The sequence below is a fragment of the Labilithrix luteola genome (assembly GCF_001263205.1).
In the GTDB taxonomy this organism is placed as follows: Bacteria; Myxococcota_A; Polyangia; order Polyangiales; family Polyangiaceae; genus Labilithrix; species Labilithrix luteola.
This window is the reverse complement of record NZ_CP012333.1, coordinates 990,280-1,011,454: the sequence shown is the minus strand read 5'-3', so window position 1 is coordinate 1,011,454 and position 21,175 is coordinate 990,280. Positions and strand designations below refer to the sequence as shown.

The 21,175-nt window shown below is 64.6% G+C and carries 17 protein-coding genes; 11 read left to right on the top strand and 6 right to left on the bottom strand.

Annotated elements, in window-relative coordinates; genetic code table 11:
- The first annotated feature begins 170 nt into the window (after positions 1–170).
- Positions 171–365, top strand: a complete 195-nt coding sequence (locus AKJ09_RS04590) for a Sec-independent protein translocase subunit TatA/TatB (RefSeq protein WP_146645958.1) — start codon at positions 171–173, stop codon at positions 363–365.
- A gap of 114 nt (positions 366–479) precedes the next feature.
- On the opposite strand, the gene AKJ09_RS04585 is transcribed toward AKJ09_RS04590, so the two are convergent.
- Positions 480–1,706, bottom strand: coding sequence for a serpin family protein (locus tag AKJ09_RS04585; RefSeq protein ID WP_169927255.1), 1,227 nt, complete (start codon positions 1,704–1,706; stop codon positions 480–482).
- Positions 1,707–2,128: 422 nt separating this feature from the next.
- On the opposite strand from AKJ09_RS04585, the gene AKJ09_RS04580 reads away from it, so the two are divergent.
- The 4 genes from AKJ09_RS04580 (at position 2,129) to AKJ09_RS04565 (ending at position 7,129) form a co-directional block, all read left to right on the top strand.
- Complete coding sequence (locus AKJ09_RS04580; RefSeq protein WP_146645956.1) at positions 2,129–3,277, top strand: pyridoxal phosphate-dependent aminotransferase; 1,149 nt, start codon at positions 2,129–2,131, stop codon at positions 3,275–3,277.
- Between the two features lie 27 nt (positions 3,278–3,304).
- Entirely contained in the window at positions 3,305–3,775 is a 471-nt protein-coding gene (locus AKJ09_RS04575) for a ribose-5-phosphate isomerase (RefSeq protein WP_146645955.1), read from the top strand.
- Positions 3,776–4,364: 589 nt separating this feature from the next.
- Positions 4,365–5,645 carry a hypothetical protein gene (locus AKJ09_RS04570; protein ID WP_146645954.1) on the top strand — a complete coding sequence of 427 codons (1,281 nt, stop codon included), beginning with the start codon at positions 4,365–4,367 and terminating at the stop codon, positions 5,643–5,645.
- Positions 5,646–5,845: 200 nt separating this feature from the next.
- Positions 5,846–7,129, top strand: coding sequence for a hypothetical protein (locus tag AKJ09_RS04565; RefSeq protein WP_146645953.1), 1,284 nt, complete (start codon positions 5,846–5,848; stop codon positions 7,127–7,129).
- An 18-nt stretch (positions 7,130–7,147) separates the two neighbouring features.
- Here the strand turns inward: AKJ09_RS04565 and AKJ09_RS04560 are convergent, their stop codons facing one another.
- Positions 7,148–8,140, bottom strand: coding sequence for a squalene/phytoene synthase family protein (locus AKJ09_RS04560; protein WP_169927254.1), 993 nt, complete (start codon positions 8,138–8,140; stop codon positions 7,148–7,150).
- Between AKJ09_RS04560 and AKJ09_RS04555 the strand changes: the two genes are divergently transcribed.
- From AKJ09_RS04555 to AKJ09_RS04545, 3 genes are all read left to right on the top strand, one after another.
- Complete coding sequence (locus AKJ09_RS04555) at positions 8,139–9,032, top strand: hypothetical protein (RefSeq protein WP_169927253.1); 894 nt, start codon at positions 8,139–8,141, stop codon at positions 9,030–9,032. The genes AKJ09_RS04560 and AKJ09_RS04555 overlap by 2 nt on opposite strands.
- A gap of 32 nt (positions 9,033–9,064) precedes the next feature.
- Positions 9,065–9,964: an Mrp/NBP35 family ATP-binding protein gene (locus AKJ09_RS04550; protein WP_146645950.1), complete on the top strand. Its 900-nt coding sequence runs from the start codon at positions 9,065–9,067 to the stop codon at positions 9,962–9,964.
- Between the two features lie 332 nt (positions 9,965–10,296).
- Positions 10,297–11,367, top strand: a complete 1,071-nt coding sequence (locus AKJ09_RS04545; RefSeq protein ID WP_146645949.1) for a hypothetical protein — start codon at positions 10,297–10,299, stop codon at positions 11,365–11,367.
- Positions 11,368–14,936: 3,569 nt separating this feature from the next.
- On the opposite strand, the gene AKJ09_RS04535 is transcribed toward AKJ09_RS04545, so the two are convergent.
- The 4 genes from AKJ09_RS04535 to AKJ09_RS04520 all read right to left on the bottom strand — a co-directional run bounded on the left by AKJ09_RS04535 (position 14,937) and on the right by AKJ09_RS04520 (position 17,113).
- Complete coding sequence (locus AKJ09_RS04535) at positions 14,937–15,335, bottom strand: hypothetical protein (protein ID WP_146645947.1); 399 nt, start codon at positions 15,333–15,335, stop codon at positions 14,937–14,939.
- 97 nt (positions 15,336–15,432) lie between these two features.
- Positions 15,433–15,681 carry a MafI family immunity protein gene (locus AKJ09_RS04530; protein WP_146645946.1) on the bottom strand — a complete coding sequence of 83 codons (249 nt, stop codon included), beginning with the start codon at positions 15,679–15,681 and terminating at the stop codon, positions 15,433–15,435.
- A gap of 247 nt (positions 15,682–15,928) precedes the next feature.
- A complete protein-coding gene (locus AKJ09_RS04525; protein ID WP_146645945.1) occupies positions 15,929–16,393 on the bottom strand; it encodes a GNAT family N-acetyltransferase in 465 nt (154 codons plus the stop codon).
- 42 nt (positions 16,394–16,435) lie between these two features.
- Positions 16,436–17,113 (bottom strand): hypothetical protein, encoded by a 678-nt coding sequence (locus tag AKJ09_RS04520; RefSeq protein WP_205633599.1) that lies wholly within the window; start codon positions 17,111–17,113, stop codon positions 16,436–16,438.
- Positions 17,114–17,302: 189 nt separating this feature from the next.
- Between AKJ09_RS04520 and AKJ09_RS04515 the strand changes: the two genes are divergently transcribed.
- The 3 genes from AKJ09_RS04515 (at position 17,303) to AKJ09_RS52660 (ending at position 21,173) form a co-directional block, all read left to right on the top strand.
- Positions 17,303–19,216, top strand: coding sequence for a cytochrome-c peroxidase (locus tag AKJ09_RS04515; protein ID WP_146645944.1), 1,914 nt, complete (start codon positions 17,303–17,305; stop codon positions 19,214–19,216).
- Positions 19,217–19,290: 74 nt separating this feature from the next.
- Positions 19,291–20,775: a YncE family protein gene (locus tag AKJ09_RS04510; protein ID WP_169927252.1), complete on the top strand. Its 1,485-nt coding sequence runs from the start codon at positions 19,291–19,293 to the stop codon at positions 20,773–20,775.
- Positions 20,776–20,783: 8 nt separating this feature from the next.
- The gene (locus AKJ09_RS52660) at positions 20,784–21,173 is read left to right on the top strand and encodes a c-type cytochrome (protein WP_169927251.1); all 390 of its coding nucleotides are present in this window, start codon (positions 20,784–20,786) and stop codon (positions 21,171–21,173) included.
- The last annotated feature ends 2 nt before the right edge of the window (positions 21,174–21,175 follow it).

Genomic DNA, 21,175 nt, shown 5'->3' with positions numbered 1-21,175 from the left:
GCGGGCACCGGTCGCCGGCGACCGACCACCCCTCAGTGGTCATCCGTCACCTGTCACCCGCACCATGGGCGCCGACCGTAAAGACGCAGCGTGAAGACAGGTTAACGTTGTGAAGGTTGTCTTGCCGCGTGGGCGGCAGGCTGGTACGAAAACGGCAGGAGGCCACACAAATGGGGAGCATCGGAGCACCCGAGCTCATCGTCATCGCGCTGATCGCGCTCCTGCTCTTCGGAGCCGGTCGCATCGCGGACATCGGAAAGGGCCTCGGCCAGGGCATCAAGAACTTCAAGCAAGGCTTGAAGGAAGCCAGCGACGAGGACGACGACAAATCGTCCGACAAGCCCGCCAAGGCCGAGAAGGGCTGAGCGCCCTCCGCCCCGACGTCAGACCAAGAGACTCGAGACCGGCGTCTCGATCCGCTGTCCGGACGCCTAGTTTCGAGGCGTTCGGGGCGCGGTCAGACGCCGTTTCGCTTGATCTCAGCTTGCTTTCGGATCGCTGACGCGTCCGACGAAGAGGATGCGCTCGCTCTTCGTATCGCGAATGAAGAAGAGGAACGGGTGGTCGGCCTTGAACTCCACCACCGGGCCGACCGGCATGCTGGTCGTGCGCATGACGACGCCCGTGGCCGCGGCTGCCTCGGTGCCGGACTCGTCGACCGCAACCCACGTCTTGTGGACCACGTCGCTGATGAAGAGGCGCTCCGTGCCCTGCGGATCGGCGATGCCCGCGAAGTCCGCCTTGGGGGTGAAGGCAGCCTTCATCCCGAGATCCTGCAGCGCTGCGTTCATCGCTCCGCCCCACTGGAAGGTGAACTTCGGCAGCGTGACGGCGACGCGCGACGAGGCGAGCGCCTTCGTCCACGTGTCGAGCCCGCCCTTCGCGACGGCATCTTCGAGCTTGTCGAGACCCTTCGCGTCGTTCGGCAATAGAACGAGCATCGAGAGATCGCCGCCGTCGTAGTGCATCTCGAGAGCCTTCGCGCCCGCCGCGTCGGCGATACGGTGGGTCTCGGTCTCGTGCATCAGCGCGGTTGTGACCTTCTTGCCGGCGGCCGTCGTGAAGGCCTCGTCCTTCGTGGCCGTCTTCTGGAAGGGCAATGACCACTTCGCCTTGAAGTAGATGGCATTCGTGATCACGACGCGCGTGCGTGCGTCGACGCTGCCCTTCGGGAGGAGGTCCTTGATCTTGTCGGCGGTCTTCTGCGCGACCCAGCCATTGATGGTGGTCCGCGCCTCCTCGGTGCCGTGGACGAAATCGACGGGCGCCGTGGACGCGCCGAGCGCCGTCTCGACGAGCTTCGTGTAGTCGGGCTTGATCGCGAACGCCTTGTCCGCCCAGAGGCGATCGGCGACGACGAGCTCCGGACGCGCCGCGTCCTTGTTGTCTTTCGCGCCCTCTTTCGTGCCTCGCGCGGACTGCCACGCGTCGCTCTCGGCGCGTGCGAGCGCGGATGCCTTCTGCACGTCCGTCGAAAGCTCGAGCGTGCGCGCCATCTCCGACGCCGTTTCTCCGGCCGCCCCGAGGTACGCGGCCGAGAGCGCACGGCGGAGGCTCGTGCCCGAGAGCATCACGTTGCCCGGCGTCTTGCGCGCGCGTCCGTAAACCTTGAGTGCGAAGGCGTTCCCTGCGCGCACGTCGCTGGCGACGTCGGCATCGCTTGCGCCAAGCTTGTCGGCGTTCGTCTCGGCCTTCGGTGCAGGCATTGTTTCGCTCGTTTTTCCCGCGTCGCTCGTGGTGGCCGGCGCATTCGACGCAGCGGACCCCGCGTCCACGACTTCGGTCGAGGTTGGTGCGCTCGGTGGCGTCGATGAACCACTGCCACTTCCGCAAGCTGCGAGAGCATAAGAAATCGGAAGCGCAGCGAGTGTCGTGGCGATCGAGCAGAAGCGCATGAGGCCTGTTTTCGGCCCTTGTGCGGTGAACGTCAAGGCTCAGTCGCGTGATGCCACCGTGGCGATCACGGCGATCGTGAGTCGTCGGCGATCGAGCTGAGCGTGGCGCGCGATCCAGGCGAGAGAGCGCGCGGAAGTCTCTCGCTTCACGAGGAAAGCCTGGCTAGGCTATGCGCGTGCCTCTCTCGTTCGCCCGACGCCTCGACGTCGTTCAGCCCAGTGTCACTCTTGCTATGAACGCTCGCGCTGCGGAGCTCCGCAGCAAAGGCGAGGATGTCTTTGCCTTCGGCGTCGGTGAGCCGGACTTCGAGCCGCCGCAGTTCGTGCTCGACGGCGCGCGCGCCGCGCTCGAGAAGGGCGTGTCGAAATACACCGCAGTCACGGGCATCGCTGCCCTGAAGGAAGCGGTGTGCGCTCGCACGACGAAGGTCCGCGGTTGGACGCCCAAGCCCAACCAGGTGACGATCTCGGTTGGCGCGAAGCACGCGCTCTTCAATCTCGCGCTCGCTCTCTACGAGCCCGGTGACGAAGTCATCATCCCGGCGCCGTACTGGGTCAGCTACCCGGAGCAGGTGAAGATGTTCGGCGCGCAGCCGGTCATCGTCGAGACCGACGAAGCGAGCGGCTTCAAGATGAAGCCCGAAGCGTTCGCGAAGGCGTTCACGCCGAAGACGAAGGCGGTCATTCTCTGCACGCCGAGCAACCCCACGGGCTCCGCGTACAACGAGAGCGAGCTCCGCGCGCTCCTCGAAGTCTGGAAGAAGAGCGACGCGTGGCTCATCGTCGACGAGATCTACGCGGACCTCGTCTACGACGGCTTCAAGCACACGTCGGCCGCGACGATCGCGAGCGACCTGCTCGACCGCATCGTCGTCATCGACGGCGTCTCGAAGACGTACGCGATGACGGGCTGGCGCGTGGGTTGGTCGATCACGCCGCCGGCGCTCGCCAAGAAGCTCGACGTCGTGCAGGGCCAGAGCACCACGAACGCGTCCGCCATCGCGCAGTACGCGGCGGCCGCGGCGCTCACCGGTCCGCAGGAGGCGGTCGAACAGATGCGCGCGACGTTCGAGAAGCGTCGCAACGTGATGGTCGAAGGTCTCCGATCGATCCCGGGCGTCTCGTGCCGCATGCCGGAGGGCGCGTTCTACGCCTTCGCCGACTGCCGCTCGCTCTACGGCATTCCGTACAACGGCAAGCCGATCGCGAACGACGAGGACGTGGCCTTCTTCCTGCTCGAGAAGGCGCACGTCGCGGCGGTGCCCGGCGGTGCGTTCGGCGCACCGGGCTATGTGCGATTCAGCTACGCCACCAGCGAAGATCGAATTCGCGGTGGCATCGCAGCGATCCTGAAGGCCGTCGAGGCCGCCAAGAAGGCGTAAGCCGGAAAGAGAAAGAGGGGGGCTGCCATGGTTCGCGTCTACCTCGGCTCCGACCACGCGGGCTTCCAGCTGAAGGCAACGATTGCCAAGAGGCTGCGAGAGCTCGGCCACGAGACCGTGGACTGCGGCCCCGCTCAGTACGACCCCGAAGACGACTACCCGCCGTACTGCCTGCGTACGGCGGCGCGAACGGTGGCCGATCCGGGCAGCCTCGGGATCGTCATCGGCGGTTCGGGCAATGGTGAAGCGATCGCCGCGAACAAGGTGCCTGGAACGCGATGCGCGCTCGCCTTCAGCGAAGAGACCGCGCGTCTCGCGCGCGAACACAACGACGCGAACGTTCTCTCGCTCGGCGCGCGCATGGTGCCCGAGGCGGACGCGATTCGCTTCGCCGAGATTTTCGTGGCCACGCCGTTCAGTGGTGAACCTCGCCATCGTCGTCGTATCGCCCAGCTTGCGGCGTACGAGCGGTCCGGCGAGCTGCCGAAAATCGACTAGTCGGCGCGTCGACACATATTGAAACGTTCCGACACGAACGCGGTCACTCGGCTTGCCGGGCGCCGCGTGCGCGTGTCTGCGCACCTCTGCTTTGGACGGCGCGTCGTGTCGTGAACGTCGGTCCGCGGCTTGTGGATTCGTGTCGACGCGAACGCGTGAACGCACTCGATTCGCCGCAAGAATCGGTCTTTTCGCGCGCGCCGAACGTGCCTCCGCGATGGCGGATGCGCATCTCCGTGTGAACGTGCCCTCTGACATTCACGTCATGGAGGTGTAACGCGCGCGCGACATGCCCGCTCACACGCGCGCTCGTCGGCGCACCCTGTTGAATTTCGCACTCGCTCCTTGGACGACGACGAGGATTCTTGTGTTCCTCCGATTTCGTGTACCCTCCGTTTCCGGCCCCACGGGGCAGGAGGACGACGTCGGCTTCTCGGTCGTTCCGTTGGTTTGCAGATCTTCTCGATCCCCTCGATCCGTTGATGTGCAGACCGTTCGAATCTTCTGAGAGCAACTTCGTCAATCGTAAGTCCGGGGCGCCCGCTGGCCTCTGCCAGTCCCAGCCCAGCGTTCCTAAGGAGAGCTTCGTATGAACATCAAAAATCGCTTCTCGGCGTCCCTCGCGCTCGCCGCGGCCCTGGCGCTGCCCATTCTGACGAACGGCTGTTCGAGCGACAGCCCGCTCAGCCAGAACGGTCTCTGCTGCACCGATTTCAAGATCGGCGCCGACCTCTCGGGTGTCGACTTCGGTGTCGATGCGTCGATCAAGGGGCAGTTCACCGCGTTCGCGCAGGCGTCGGCCGACCTCTCGGCCACGGCGACGGGCGCCCTCGGGGACGTGACGTCGGCTTGCCGTGCGATCGCGCAGGCGGGTGGAGCGAACACGGACAAGGACGACGAAGCGGCCACGAAGTCGGAGCAGGATCGCGTTGGCTTCTGGTGTGATCTCGCCGTTGCGCGCATCACCGCCACGGTGAAGGCGTCCGGCTCGCTCAAGATCGATGTTCAGGCCCCGCAGTGCGAAGCGTCGGTTTCGGCGTCGGCGAAGTGCTCGGCCAACTGCAACGTCTCGGGCGGTTGCGACGTCAAGGCGAAGCCCCCGACCTGCGAAGGCGGCAAGATGGAGATCTCGTGCTCGGGCGGTTGCACGGCGGAAGCCGGCGCGAGCGTCACGTGCGAGGGCGGCTGCACGGGTACCTGTGAAGGCTCGTGCTCCGCTGAAGGCGGCGTCTCGGTCGACTGCGAAGGCAAGTGCGAAGGTACCTGCGAAGCGGGCGGCTCGGCGAACGGCAGCGGCGTCCAGGCGGACGGCTCGTGCAAGGGCAAGTGCAACGGCACCTGCACCGCCAGCGCGACGGCGCCCAAGGTCGAGTGCAAGGGCACGTGCAAGGGCTCCTGCTCGGCGAAGTGCGAGGCGAAGGCCGGCGCGAGCGTGAAGTGCGACGGCAAGTGCGACGCGAAGGCGGAGCCGATCTCGTGCAAGGGCGGTACGCTCAAGGCGAGCTGCGACGTCGACGCGAAGTGTGACGCGAACTGCAACGCCAGCGCCCAGGCGAAGGCCGAGTGCACGCCGCCCCGCGTGGACATCGTCTTCACGGGCAACGCGACGGCCGAAGTCAACGCGGTCATCGACGCGCTCAAGTTCAACCTCCCGAACATCTTCCTCGTCGTGAAGGCGCGCGGTCAGGCGTTCGTCGACCTCACGGCGACCGTCGCCGGAAACGCCGACGCGGTCTTCGAGCCGGGTAACCTGAGCGTCAAGGGCGCGGCGTGCCTCGGCGCGATCGTCCCCGCGATCGTCAAGGCGGGCACGGACATGGGCGCGACCTTCAAGGCGGCGGGCAAGGTCTCGGCGTCGGTCGGCGGCTGATTCCAGCCCACACGGTCGTCACCCGATGTGACGGCCGCTCCATCTGAGCGAGGCGAGCATCCTACGGGGTGCTCGCCTTTCTCCTTTTGTCCCATCGAACGCGTGTGGGAGCTCGCTCCGCGGTGGCCTGCACCATGCAAGTTCTGCGAACATAGAGCGTTCCAAAAGACGAACGCGGTTCACCGCAAGGAGAGCTTGGAATGAAGATGAAGCCCCGACTGACGACGCCGCTCGCCATTGCCCTCGCACTGGCCATTCCGGTTCTGACCAACGGCTGCAGCAGCGATCCCACGAGCCTCGCGGACGGAGTGTGCTGCACCGACTTCAAAGTAGGCGCGGACTTGTCGGGCGCCGATTTCGGCGTCGACCCATCGATCAAAGGACAGTTCCTCGTTCTCGCGCAGGCCGCGAGCGACTTCAGCGTGACCGCGCAGGGCATGCTCGATGACGTGACGGCGGCGTGCAGTGGCATCGCGCAGGACCTCGGCGCGACGGCGGACGAGCAAGCGCAGGCCAACGGTTCGGGCGACGGACAAGCGAAGGTCAATGCGTGGTGTTCGCTCGCGGTCGCCAAGCTCACCGCCGCCGGTGTTGCGAAGGGTACCCTCGACATCGAGCCTCCGCAGTTCAAGTGCGAGGCGTCGGTGAAGGCCAAGGCGGACTGCCAGGCGAAGTGCTCGGTCGACGGCAAGTGCGATGTCCAGGCGAACCCGCCGAGGTGCGAGGGCGGAACGCTCAGCGTGGAATGCAGCGGCAAGTGCACGGCGGACGCGAAGGCGCCTTCGTTCCAGTGCAAGGGCTCGTGCAGCGCGGCGGTGAAGGGCACGTGCACGGCGCAGGGCGGCGTCGCGTGCGAAGGCAAGTGCGATGGTACGTGCAAGGCGTCTGGAGGCGGCGGCAACGGCGGCATCCAGGCGGACGGCACCTGCAAGGGCACGTGCCAGGGCACGTGCTCGGCCACGGCGCCGGGGGCGAAGTGCGACGGCACGTTCGAAGGCGAGTGCCAGGGCACGTGCGAAGCGAGCGGAGGCTCGGCGAAGGTCGAGTGCAGCGGCAAGTGCGATGCTCAGGCGACGCCGCTCAAGTGCGAAGGCGGCTCGCTCAAGGGCGGCTGCCAGGTCGACGCGAAGTGTGATGGGAACTGTGATGCGAGCGTGAGCGCGAAGGCGAGCTGCGACGTGCAGCCGTTCTCGATCTCGGCCAAGGGCAACGCGAACGCGAAAATCGACGCGGCGATCGCGACGCTGAAGGTGAACCTGCCGAAGCTCGTTCTCGCCGTTCAGGCGCGCGGCCAAGCGATGGGCAAGGTCGCGGCGACGTTCACGGGCGACGCGGCGGTCGACCTCGTGGCCGACCCCGGCAAGCTCGGAGTCAAGGGCGCCGCGTGCGTCGGCGTCATCGGACCGACGCTCTTCGCAGCCGGCAAGAACGCCGCCGCGTCGATCTCGGCGGGCGCCAAGGTCACCGGTCAGGTCGGTCTCTGAGTCAGCGCCTCACGAGCTTCACGATGAGGTGACTTCGGCGAAGATCCGGAGCACCTCGTCGCGGGGCAGCTTCGCTTCGCCCGCTTCGAGGCGGTCGAGGGTGGCGACAGCTAGGCGAACCGGGAGCTCGCAGAAGCGGCGGGCTCCCGGAGGAGCCGAGGCCTTCGACAGGAGGGCCGTGTAGTCCTGGGCCTTCGCCAGATCGGCGCGGGCCTTTTGCATGATCTCCGCGCGAGGGACGTTGCGTGGAAGATACAAGCGACCTTCTTTCGCGTCGGCGTTGGCGTCCTTGAGGATGTTCACGAGCTGCAGTCCCTCGCCAAACCACTGGGCGAGCGCCATCAGTGAGGGGCGCTCGTTTTCGACCGAGGGCGTCGCGATCGCGAAGAGCACCGTGAGCAGTTCGCCCACGATGCCGGCGACGGCGTAGCAGTACGCTTCGAGATCGGGCACGTCGTCGAGCTGCATCGCGCCGTCGTCCGACTGGCGGGCCACGAACTCGGCCATCTTGCGGGTGGTCCGAATCACGTCGTCCCGCACGGCGCGTGCTGCGCGAGGCTCCATCGCGTCCAACGACGCGCGCACGCCTTCGCTACGACGCAGAAGCTGCATGCATCCCGCGTCGTCGATGGGGGCGTCTTTCTCGACGAGCGAGATCCAACGCCGCGCCTCGCTCGTCGACGAAGAACGCCCTCCGAGCCAAGACGCGAACGAGACGAGTGCCTCGTGTCTGCGATCGCGACCCCACCGAGGAGCGTCTTCGAGCGTGTCGGCGATTCGCAGGAGCAGATACGCGATGCCGACCTGCGTGGTCAGAGGCTCGGGCAAGAGCGGGATGGTGAGGGCGAAGGTGCGGCTCGTTTTCGCGAGAAGCGATGCGATTTCGTCTTGCGTGAGCGCGCTCGTCTCCGTCTCGACGTTCATCGTCATGCCGCATTGGTAGCGATCTCGAGCTGCGCGGACAACCCCCGCCGAGCGAAGCTCGAGATCGGGTGTTACGTCGGTCGTCATGGGAGCTCCGTACTCGCTCTTTGCGTCCATCACCGCGATCCTCGTCCTCTCCGCTTGTTCGTTCGAGCAGCACGAAGCCGTGGGCGAAAACCAGATCGTCTTCGGCATCACCCAGTCGATCTCGGCCGACACCGGGCAACCCACCACCAAGGCGGCGTACGAGCTCCTGGAGCTCGACTCCCAGGGGTGGAAGACCCGCGCGTTCGTCGACCACGGGCGCAGCTGCTGGCTCGAACGTCTCGACTCTCGACTCGGTCAACCTCGCGTCGAAAGTGGTGTGGCAACCTTCCGTGGTGGCTCCCTACCGACCACGGGGCTGGCTGTCTTGGCCAACGCAAATACGAACGACAGCCGCGTGGCCGAGGCCGTGGTGAGCGGCTCGGCGTGGGCGGACGGAGACACGCTCACCTTCGAAGCGCATGGCTTCGCAATGCCGAACGTCGGTCGCGTTCGTCTCCAGGCACCCTCGACCCTCGCCGTGGCCACCCCCGCGCCCCCCTCTGCAGGCGCCAGCGAGCTCGCCATCTCGACGAAAGGGGACTTCACGGTCACGTGGGCTTCGGATGAAGCGAAAGGAGGTCACGTTTCGAGCGACAAGGTCGCGGTGGTCCTCGAAGCCGACGGCGCCGGCCAAGCTGGAGCGACGGCCGTCGAGCTGCGCTGCTTCTTCGAGCGAAGCGCGGGGACGGGCGTAGTCCCGAAGGACGAGCTCTCCGCCTTCCTGACCGCCACGAGGCAGGCTCAGCCTTCGACCTCGCAGGACGGCGCGGTCCACGGCAAGCTCACCGTGGCGACCCACACGCAGAAGTCCCTCACTCGCCCGGGCGGATGGGTGATCTACGTCGTGGCCGAGGCTATGGCGCGAGAGCAGCCGTTCGCGGCACGAGATTGACGGCACCCCCCACAAAGCCTAGTGGGGAGGCCATGTCCGACACTGCTACGGGAACTGGCGGAGCCAGCCGCGTCATCTCGAACGAGGACCCGCTCCCTGGGGTCAAGCACATCATCCTCGTGATGAGCGGCAAGGGCGGTGTCGGTAAGAGCACGACCGCGACGAACCTTGCCATGGCGCTCTCGCGTCGCGGCTTCCGTACCGGCCTGCTCGACGCGGACATCTACGGTCCCTCGATCCCCACCATGTTCGGCGTCGCTGGTCGTCCGGTCTCGACCGACGGCAAAACGATCGAGCCGCTCGAGCGCTTCGGCATCAAGCTGATGTCGATCGGATTCCTTCTCGAGGATCCGAAGTCGGCCGTCATCTGGCGTGGACCGATGCTCCACGGTGCGCTCCAGCAGTTCCTCAAGGACGTGAACTGGGGGGACCTCGACTTCCTCGTCCTCGATCTTCCGCCCGGCACGGGTGACGTTGCGCTCACGCTCTCGCAGCGCGCGTCGGTCACGGGCGCGGTCGTCGTGACCACTCCGCAGCAGGTCGCGACCGACGACGTCTACAAGGCGATCTCGATGTGCCAGAAGGTGAACATCTCCGTTCTCGGCATCATCGAGAACATGAGCTGGTTCATCGACACCGCCGGCGTGAAGCACGAACTGTTCGGCACGGGCGGTGGTCAGGCCGTCGCCGACTTCGCGCAAGCTCCGCTCCTCGGTCAGGTGCCGATCGATCAGTCCGTGCGCGAATGGGGCGACAAGGGAACGCCGGTCGTGCAGGCTGCACCCGATGGTGCGATCGCGACCGCGTTCATGGCGGTAGCGGACAAGCTCCTCGAAGTCGTTGCCGCGCGTGCCGACGAAGAAGAGGGCGGCCCCGTCATCGATCGAAGCGGCGGAACGGGCGGCAAGCGCCGGCTTCCTGTTTCGAAGTGATTCGCGCGTAGGCGTAGGTTCGAGCCCACAGCTCGGATTCGAACCTACGAACGAACGCGAACGACGCGCGAACGAACCAAGCGGTCGCGTACGAGTCGTTCAACGACGCTCGAAAAGAGCGCGAAAACACGCCAAAAAATAGAGGGCATTCGTCCTCACCCGCTGAAAGTTTTACGGAATCTGCGAGGCTCGAAACGCAGATTCCAAGACGGCGGTCGTGGATCCGCGGCGCACCATCTGGCCGCGGATTTTCCGTGTGCTTTATTCGGCTAACGGATCACCGATGCTCGGGGCGTCGGTCGAACGGCTTCCTCTTTCCAGAGCGGGTCACAATGAACGTCTCCTCCAAGAACGCGTTGGTCGGTCTTTGTGCGCTCGCATGCACGGCCTTCGTTGTCGTGGCATGCGGCTCGTCGGACGAGAGCAAGTTCGGCGATCAGGGCCCGCCGCTCGCCGACTTCGAAGAGAGCGGAGCGAAGCTTGGTGATCCCAACGTGACGCCGGACGGGGGCGACGTCTACGCGAACGATCCGCCTCCGCAGTGGTGTGGCCCTGCGGGCCAGCCCGAGCCGCCGAAGCCCGGTGGCACGCAGGAGTGTCCCGACGACAAGAACAAGCCTGGCTGCGCCTGCAAGACCGCGGGCGAGACCGCGGCATGCTGGACCGGCCTTCGCGCCAACCGCGGACTCGGCGTCTGCAAAGACGGCCAGACCACCTGCAAGCAAGTCGGCGAGACCGGTCTCGTCTGGGGCGACTGCGTCGGCGAAGTTCTCCCGACCTCGGGCGCCACGAAGGGCCCCGACGCCTGCCAGTGCTTCTCCGCCGGCCAGTGGAAGATCGCGAACCTCGTGCCCTGCTACTACGAGTACACGAACAACGGCGCTCAGAGCTTCTGGTCGATCTCCTCGCACATCGACAGCGGCAACGGCAACGCGGTGTGCCCCGCGGCAGGTCCGAAGCCCGGCGCGGCGCCCGCCGAAGACTGGTCGACGAGCACGCTGAAGGCGGACTGCGCCGGCACCTTCCACATCTGTTACCGCATCAAGGTCGGTGACTCGGCCAACCCGAGCCCGAGCGACTGCATCGTCGGCGAAGCCTGCACGGACGGCGACTACACCACGCCCGGCGCCGAGCAGCCCTGGCCGAACCTGAAGGGCTGGCTCGGCAAAGACGATGCGTGCGCTCAGAAGTGGTACGGAATCATGACGACGCAGCCCGACAAGAGCCCGGGCTACGGCGAAATGGTGGTGAAGGGCAAGTCGGTCCGCTGCGACGTCATCGACGACGGCGCCGGCAACGACTTCGTCTTCAACCGCCTGCAGTACTGCCCCTCGAAATGCCAGACGAACAACACCGACCCCGTCTGCGTCGAATGCGGCCAAAAGGGCCAAGGCGAATTCTGATCTCGAATCCGTCGCCGATTCATAACTAACCAATGCCAGTGTCCGGACTCCCGGTCGCGGGCATTGTGCTTTTAGTGGGCCATCGGGCAGACCGATACCCCAGAGGAGCAGGCTCCGCGCACCGCAAGTAGCGCATGGTGCCTTTCCAAGCTCTCATTGCGGATTTCAACTTGCTCCGAGGCCGCCCGTCGTTGAAATCGTGCACTTGGGCAGTTGTTGACTGTCTATCGGTGTGAGCAGCGTGAACCGGTGTGCACTGGGTTCTTGGTGGATTGATATTAGTTGAACACCAAGGTTCCCATTGCTGCACCCGTGTACAGTCCGCTGGGCGGCGCAATGTTGGAAGTTACCCAGCCAGCGGAGCCCACACGCTTGTACTCGGTTTGGGTTGATGAGCAAAACGCGTCGACTTGGAACTGGTTGGTGTCAACGTTGTACGCGGCACCACCGAGTCCCAGATCTCCGTAGGCTGAATTGGGGCATGGCGAACCAAGCTTGTTGTTCGAGTGAAAACCAAAGCCGTCCGAATAGTTGTGACGGGTCAGTGTCGATGTGTATGGGTTCGAGCTGAACGTGTTGAAAAAGATGCTCAATGTCCCGCTTCCTGACGAGACGGCATTCACCGGTCCTTCAATTGGTCCAGGCATTGTCCATTGATCCTGCGCCCACGTCGTTCCTCCGTCCGCCGAGTAGAGATGTGTCAACATGTTAGATGCTGAACCGATTGTGTTTGATAGGAATACATCTGAGCGGAGGGGGCCCACGAAACCGCAGAGAGGCCCACTCGACCTCCACTCAGACTTGGATATGCATTCGCAACAAAGGTCCAGTTGCTCATAGTCTGGTTTAGTCGTGAGTACGTTCGTCTGAAAATTGCGTGTTGCGAGCCAGAATAGCCCAGGCTGAATACCGTGACATTGTCGGTTCCTGGCTCGAACGCTGCGCCCGGCGTTCCGTAGATCGACCACCCTGCAGGGCTACCCCAGTCGTCGAACCACGTGGAACCGGTCGTCTGGCGGACGCCGTGGTGAATCATTGTTCGATTCTTGCCGACGTAGAACACGTCGTAACCCGTACCACTGACCCCGACACCGGATGGTGTTGTTGTGTTTGTCTGGTTGAGCGAAGTGACAGGTAGAGATTCGTAGCCTGCTGGCGATACGAGGCTCCACGCTCCTAGTTCGTAGGCACGATAAAGGCTTGAAGTGGTGGCGCCACTAATCTGTGACGCGAGCATAAATCGAAATGGAATTACCGTCGAGCTGGCCTGCTTTGTGCTTCGGACACTGTCCACCTCTTCTTGCGAGTCCTCCGTGGCTAGATCTTGTCCAACGCATCCTGAAGCGAGAGCGGAGATGGCTGCCGTGAGTAGTGCTGATTTGATGGAATATGATTTCATAGTGACCTTATTGATTTGATGGGAAGGGTGTGTTGGTGCTCGCCTGGTATCGTTGCGACCAAGTAGTCGACGGCGGGGAGCATGTCTGCGTATTGCAATATCGCGGGTTGGTGGATGTTGCTATCGAGAGGACGATCGCGCCCACTTCGAGCGTCGTATTTGGTCCAGTGCGTGTGCTCGAAACAGATGCGCTGGAGTTGCAGTCGAGCACGCGCTCTGCATTCAAAAAGGCAGTGACTTGCCGTAAGGACGATTGGTGGCGTCAACAAGTGTCCTGTACATCCCGCGCCGATGAACGCCGTCGAGTTCGCTTCGGTGCATTGGGATCGGGGAGCTCGCCGTTTCCGTGAATTTCAGCCGTTGATGCGTGTTTAGGTGGCTCGATTGCCGGCGCTATGTCGGTCGAGCACGCAGAGAGTGACAGGACGAGCAGCCAACGTACCGAACTCGATTGCCACTGCGAAATTGGTGGGCATTGCTTGCTCACGTGTTGCCGTGGATTGCGCTACTTGTGATGGGCTTCTGTCAAAAGCCTCGTGGCGTTGCGGGAGGGGGGCGCATACGCGACTTGGGTCTGCACCGAGGTGCACGTGTCGAGGTCTACCTTGTGTTGATGCTTTCCGCCATCCTCCCTACGGAGGATGCTTCGCAAATTCGTGTTCCAATGTTTGAACCACTAGTGGACACGCACGTCAGCGTCGAGCCGGCCGCGACCCATAGCGGGGAGGCTTGTTGCGAAACGGAACGTCTAAAGCAAGGCCTTGCGCTCTGCTCCCGTGATGGTGTGATTCTCCGCGGGGTCGGAGACGGACATCATGACTTGCCATGAGTGGAGGCGCAGCTTCCATCGCCGTTATCGGGAGATGCGCCGTGGTGACGCCGTCTGATCCCGGACGATGGAGCTTCTCGCTCTCCCATGAGCTATCTCGTCCAGTCGCGAGCAGCGCTCGCGAGCGATGACTCGCGGAGCACGCACTCTTCTTCGGTTTTTCTTTCTTCTCCTCAGTTGATGGGGGCGGAGCGGAGTACGCATGGCAGCAAGCTTGCCCGGAGACCGTGAAGGTAGACGGCGTCTTGGGAGCGACTAGTCACGCGCGAGCCCCCGCGAGCTTTCCGGATGCATCTCATGACCTCTCTAGCTGGCCACTCAGGCACGCACACGGACCTGCCGTGCTCGTCACCCAGGCTCCCGGTCGTTCACAACGGACGCCACGAAGGGGGCCCCGGAGTTCATCACGCGAAACCACGCGGTGACTCAGAACGGCCCCTCCGCCAGCCGGAGTACACCAGTGACCAGATGAGCCTTGCCCGCGAGGTGGCCATTCCGGACAGCTGGTGCCCCCTCTGCGGCCACGCGAAAGCATCGGTTCGACGTCTCAAACCTATTTCCGCGGTAACGGCGACGCCTCAACGACGGCAGCCGCCTTCTCGATTTCGCCGGAGGTGACCTCACTCCGGATTGGTGCCGGCACCTCCGGACCCCAGAAGTCCCAGCCCTCCGGCCAGTAGGTGCAGGCACGGTCAATCGCGGGCCGACTATCGACGGGAGCGTCCCTCAGGCGACCGTCGAGCTCACCCGCCACTGTCATCCAGTGTCCCGCCACTGGTTTCTTCTCACTCCAGAACCCGAGGCTGTTTCTTTGGGGATCGCGCGTTAGCCGCAGCCACACGCGATCCGTAGCGAACACTTGAAGTTCGTATCCTTGATCGTAGCCCACTCGCACCTTCGCAATGAAGTTCATGGTTCCTCACTACTTGTGACCTAACTGAAACTCTATCAGCGTGCTCGGATCGAGCGTGCCGGGGCGCACTCGAGGGGCGCGTTTGACTCGCGTGCGCCGACCTCGTTACGCACGAGATCGTCGCACCGCATGCGCTCGAGCGGGTCGCGCTGCGCGCGACGCGCTTTGGCCTCGCGCGTGCGCTCACCGCCGGCGATCGTGAGAAGGTTCGCTACGGCGCTTAACGCGAGTCAAACGCGCCCCCCGAGCGCGCCCCTTCCATTGCGCGCTTGCTTCGCTCGATTGCTCGGGCGCGTCAGGTGCCAGCGTCCGGTTTCGCTCCACTGCGCTCCACTGCACAGGCGCTGGATCGAGGCCGAGTACACGCCGACGAGGCATCGCCTGCTGACCGCCCGTGAGCCATCGCGCCCCTCAGGGCGTATCCCAGATTATGGAGCGCCGCGAAACTGCGAGCGAAACTGGAACGGCGAATCGAAGATGTCCCAGTCGTTCTCCAGGACGTCGACGCTTGCGGCGACTACAGCGAATCGTTTCCCGCCGGAGACCAACATCCGCACGTCGTCGGGGGCAGGAGCGTTGCCCAAGGTAGCTTCGAGCAATCGCAGCTCCTCCGCGGTAGCCTGACCCAGCGTCAGGCCGCGAAATACGCGCGGTAGGCTCATGTACTCGACGCCTAGAAAGATGAGATCGACGTTTGTTCGTCGCTCCGGAGAGGTGCCAGTCGCCGGAGCCTTCGGACTTCGAATCAGGAGCTGCCCATGGCTGATCTGGTACTCCCAGACCTGGAAGTCTCTGTCGTCCGTTCGCGGGGCGGGCTTCGTCTTCACAAGGCCTTCTCTAAAGCCATTAGGTTATCGAGCGCCGGGTCGTCGTCGAGCACGGCTACGGCACGTGGTCGACCGACGCATGGATATGTCGTGCGGGCTAGGCTCGTTCGATCCAATGTGGAGGCCGCATCTCCATCTCCGCCGCGATCTGCTTGATTTCATGGCGTACAGAATCCGGCACGTCAACGTCGTATTCCTCTAATTGTGTCCAGAAGTTTTCCAGCGCCACGCCTGGCTCACGTGCCGCGACCAGCGACTGCATGTCATCGAGCTGATCCTTCGGCAGCCAACCTTCCGCATTCCGCAGGATGATTGCCAATCGCTCCTCGATGCGACGCAAACTCATCGTCTACCTCTAGAATGGAAACGCGGTCCTTTGCGCGAGTCTGTCGCGAACTCCGTTCGAAGCGCAACGGAGTTGCGCTGCAGGCCACTGACGGCACAGGCGCTCGGCGGCAGCAGCGAGGTCCCAAGCGTCCGAGTTCGATGCCGGGATCACAACCTAGACGCTGCCGAGCGAGTCTTCGGTCGCGCAGATTCGAAGCCCGGGGCTCGGGGGCCGGGCCCGCGGCGTGGCTCGACGCGCGAGGGCCCTAAATTGCATTGAACGTCCGCGTCATGAACACGCTGTACGGGTCCTCGACGTAATTCGCAAAAGGACCGCAAGATGTGAATCCGAATTGCGCATACAGCTGCCGCGCCGGCTCGAATGCGGCCGCCGAGCCGGTTTCGAGGCTCAGCCGCTGGTAACGGCGACGCTCGGCTTCAGCGAGGATATGCTGCAACATCAGCCTCGCCACGCCCTTACGTCGATGATGCCTGGACGTGCGCATCGACTTGATCTCGCCATGCGTGGGGTCGAGTTGTTTGATCGCGCCACAACCAAGTAACTCGCCATCCTCCCAGACCGTCCAGAACGTGATTTCCGGCCGACGAAGGTTCTCCAGATCGAGCGCATGGATACTCTCCGGCGGCGAATGCAGCGCCATGTCGTCGAGATGCTCTTGCAGCAAGGCTGCGATCTCGGCGCCGTGAAAATCGTCGATACGGATATCCATGGGTATGCTCGCCTTAGGTCCAATCAAGCGTCGAGCGGCAAGTTAGCTCGACTCCGGCTCTGCCTTGTGGATCGGGGCCTCGCGATGGCGCTTGCGCGGGGTGAGCTTCGGCGGGCGCGTGCCCTTGCGGATGGCGCCCGCCACCGGAACGTAGGAGAGCTCCTTCTTCGCATCGACGGCGCGAAGCATCAGACCTCCGCGGCTCATGTCGCCGCGACCGACGAACTCGCCGGGGAAGAGCAGGCGATTGCCGAACACCTCGAGGAGCGCGTCGACGTACTTCGCGCTCGCGATGCTTCCGAGTAGGACGACCTCGTCGGCAGCGGCGAGGTTCTCGGAGACGAGCTTGGCGTCGCGCACGAGTGGCTTGCGGAAGGCCGGCTCGTCGGGGTGGATGTTCGTGCTCGAGAACGCCTCGAGGTGCTCGAGGCAGACGCGGGTGGTGACGGGCACGAGGCCGCGGTTCTGGGTGATGACGAGGGCGCCGTTGCCCATCCAGCTGGCACCCGAAGGCGCACGGGCGAACGCGTTCGCGTAGGCGAGTTTGCCGCGAAAGTAGAGGCCGCTCACGAAGCGGAAGACCTCGCCGATCGGGCAGCCTTCGATCGTGCGAAGTTGCGCGGCCAGAGGGAAGCTCGCGCCCTCGCGGAAGAGCATGGCGCCTCGCTTCCCGTCGAGCCTCGCGGGCGAAAGCAGAAAGACGCGAGCAGGCGCCGCCATCGGCCTTGGTTTAGCAGATCGGGCCACTCGGCTCAGGCTGTGCCACGGCAGGCCGGCTATGGCAGGGCGATCCTGCTTTGGCGGAAGTCGGAAACGCGAACCGCTGGATATTCCAAGGCTGACCTCGTGGTGCGGTGCTTGCTAAGCAGACCTGCCCGCGCGAAGCGGGACGGAAAAGAGGGGAGCGCGATGAGGGGGATTGGACGTAGCAGTTGGGCGCGCGGGGTCGTCCTGGCAACTCTCGTCGTCGGCGCCGTCGCCGCGGGCTGCTCGAGCCAATCGTCCTCACCGGTCGGCCCGGCCCCGAACGACGAGGACTCGCCGTGGCCGCGACACTTCCCGGAAGATGATTCCGCGGCACCCTCGCCCACGTCGAGGCCGCCGACGCCGTCGAGTGGCTTGCTACCGCAGTTCGGCCGCACGGTCATCCAGGCCGACGCGCCGCCTCCGCTGTCGGGAGGAACGCTGCTCGTGACCGAGGACGGCGTCGCCGTCGCCGCCGATCCGGATCGCGACCAGGTTTACGTGGTCACGCTCTCCGACCGAACCGTCAAGAAGGTCTTCCTCGGCAAACACGACGAGCCTGGTCGTGTCGTCGTCGACGATGCCGGCCGCGCGCACGTCGTGCTTCGGCGTGGTGGTGCCGTCGCGACGATCGACATCGCGACGGGAACGCTGCTCGCTCGGCGCGACGTTTGCCCCGCACCTCGCGGCATCGCATTCGACAAGAATCGGAGCCGGCTGCTCGTGGCCTGTGCCGACGGTCAAGTTGCTGCATTGCCGCCTGCGCCCGACGGCGCCAAGGTCGCCTTCACCACACTCGAGCGCGATCTTCGCGACGTGGTCGTCCTCGGTGATCGCATCTTCGTGAGTCAATTCCGTTCGGCCAAAATCTTCGAGCTGACGACGGAGGGCGTCCTTCAGGCGTCGATTGCCGTCGTTGACGATCCGATGGTCGAGGCGACACTCGCGTGGCGAATGATCTCGCCGTCGGCGGCAGCTCCTGTCGACGCCTCGACGGGCGACGATACGACGCTGCCCGTCGTGCTCCATCAGCTCGCATCGCGCGCCCCGCTGAGCACCTCGCCTGGCGGCTATGGCGGCAACGGTTCTCCAGGGGGCGGCGACGTCGACGGGTGTCAAATTCACAAGAGCACCACGTCGATGCTACGCGCGGCGAGTGACCGGACCTATCTCCTGCCGACCAATGTCGTGCTGCCTGTCGACGTTGCGAAGGTCAAGGCAGGCTATGCGGTCGTGGCCGCTGGAAACGGGCATACGCCAGGCCTGGCGCAAGTTTACGTCATTGCCAGCGACAGAAAGTCGATAGAGGACGGCGTCTGCAATCTCCCAATACCGGTCGAGATCACGGGACAGGCCACTTCGGTCGCGGCCTATCAAGACTCCTTCGTGGTTCAATCGCGTGAGCCTGCCTCGCTTGTCATTCCGCCGACCAACCTCGTCATTCCGCTCGACGATACGAGCCGCGAAGACACCGGACACGCCATCTTCCATTCGAACTCCGGAGCGGGCCTTGCCTGTGCGTCGTGCCACGGAGAAGGCGGCGACGATGGCCACGTGTGGGACTTCGACAAGATCGGCACGCGCCGCACGCCTTCGATGCACGGCACGCTCGCCGGCACGGCCCCGTATCACTGGAATGGCGAAGAGAGCGACCTCGGGCGCCTCACCGACGACGTGATGACCGGACGAATGAGCGGTCCGGTGCTCGCGCAGGACCAGAAGAACGCTCTCCAGAGCTGGCTCTTCGCGCTTCCCGCGCCCGCCAAATCGGGGATTCTCGACGACCTTGCCGTCGCCCGTGGAAAGAGCCTTTTCCAAGATTCCAACGTGGGCTGCTCGACGTGCCATTCCGGGGCGCAATTCACGAATTCGATGACCGTCGACGTCGGTACTGGAGGGGCCTTCCAGGTTCCGCCGCTGGTTGGCGTCGGCGCCCGTGCGCCGTTCTTGCACGACGGCTGCGCCACCACGCTTCGCGACCGCTTCGGTGCCTGCGGTGGTGGTGACTTCCACGGCCACACGTCGTCACTCACGGATACGCAAATTGGGGATTTGATCGCGTATCTCGAGTCCCTTTGATTCGATAGAGTTTCATCCGCGTCGACAAGCCGAATGGGATTCGCGCCGTGCATTCGCAAAGAGGGGACTCGACCATGAAGACGAGACACACGTGCGGGTTGGGAGGTCTCCTCCTTGGAACGTTGGCCGTCATGGCAGGATGTTCGAGCGGGGTATTTCCGGGCTCGTCGGGGTTCGATACGTCCAACCCCGATGGACCGCCCGACAACGTTCCTCCGGGCACCGAGATAGGCGAGCCGGCCATGCCACCCAAAGGCCCGCAGCCGCAGTTCGGTCGAACGGTCACGCAAGCCGACGCGCCTCCGCCGCTTTCGGGAGGGACGCTGGTCGTGACGGAGGAGGGAATCGCCGTCGCCGCCGACCCCGATCGCGACCAGGTCTACGTCGTCGGTCTCGAGGCGCAGTCGGTGAAGAAGGTCGTCCTGCAGAAGCACGACGAGCCCGGTCGGGTGGTCATGGACGATGCCGGGCGAGCGCACGTCGTCCTCCGGAGTGGCGGCGGCGTGGCCACGATCGACGTGGCGACGGGAACGCTTCTCGCTCGCCGCAACGTGTGCCCGGCGCCGCGTGGCATCGCTTTCGACAAGAGCCGCGCGCGATTGCTCGTGGCGTGCGCCGATGGCCAGCTGGCCGCGCTTCCGCCTGCCCCCGATGGTGCGAAGACGCTGCTCGCCACGCTCGAGCGCGATTTGCGCGACATCGTCGTTCTCGGCGATCGAATCTTCGTGAGCAAGTTCCGCTCGGCGAGTGTCGTCGAGCTGAACGCGGCCGGCGTGCTCCAGTCGCCCATGCCACTGCTCGATGCCGCCGAAGCCACCCCGACACTCGCGTGGCGAATGATCGCGCCCTCGGCGTCGGCTCCTTCGTCCCCCGATGCCTCCACGCCCGGGGCCACGAAGCCGATCGTTCTCCATCAGCTCGCGAGCCTCGCGCCGTTGAGCACGCAGCCGGGAGGATACGGGGATTCGAGCGGCTCGGATCCCGACACGGACGTGTGCCAAGTCCACAAGAGCACCACCTCGGTGCTCGATGTGTCGGGCGAGAAGATCTTTTTCCTGCCGACGAATCTCGTTTTGCCGGTCGACGTCGCGGTCGTGAGCTCCGGTTATGCGGTGATTGCGGCGGGAAACGGCCACACGCCTTCGCTACCTCAAGTTTACGTCATGCCCGAAAGCGTCTTCACCGCGGATGGCTTCTGCTCGGTGCCGACGAAGGTCATGGTTCCGGGACAGGCCACCTCGGTTGCCGCCTATCGAGACAGCTTCGTGGTGCAATCGCGCGAGCCCGCATCGCTCTTTCTCGCGGGGCAAGGGGCACGATTTCACTCGACGACACGAGTCGCGAGGACACCGGCCACGCCATCTTCCACTCGAACTCGGGTGCAGGTCTCGCGTGCGCTTCGTGCCACGGTGAAGGCGGCGACGACGGGCACGTGTGGATCTTCGACGACGTCGGAGCGCGTCGTACGCCTTCGATGCACGGCACGATCGCCGGGACGGCGCCCTATCACTGGAATGGCGAGGAGTCCGACATCGGCCATCTCAGCGACGACGTCATGACGAGCCGCATGAGCGGACCTCAGCTCCAGCTCGATCAGAAGAACGCCCTTCAGACGTGGCTCTTCGCGCTTCCGGCGCCGGCCAAGTCAGGCGTTCTGGACGATGCCGCGGTCGCGCGCGGGAAGACCGTCTTCGAAGATACGAAGGTGGGCTGCGCAACGTGCCATTCAGGAGCGCACTTCACGAACTCGGCGACCGTCGATGTCGGCACGGGAGGCGCGTTCCAGGTTCCGTCGCTGATCGGCGTCGGCGCACGCGCCCCCTTCCTTCATGACGGAAGCGCCATGACCCTGCGCGATCGCTTCGCGAGCCAGGGCGGCGGCGACAGGCATGGTCACACGTCGTCGCTCAGCGGTGCGCAGATCAGCGATCTGATCGCCTATCTCGAATCGCTCTGAAC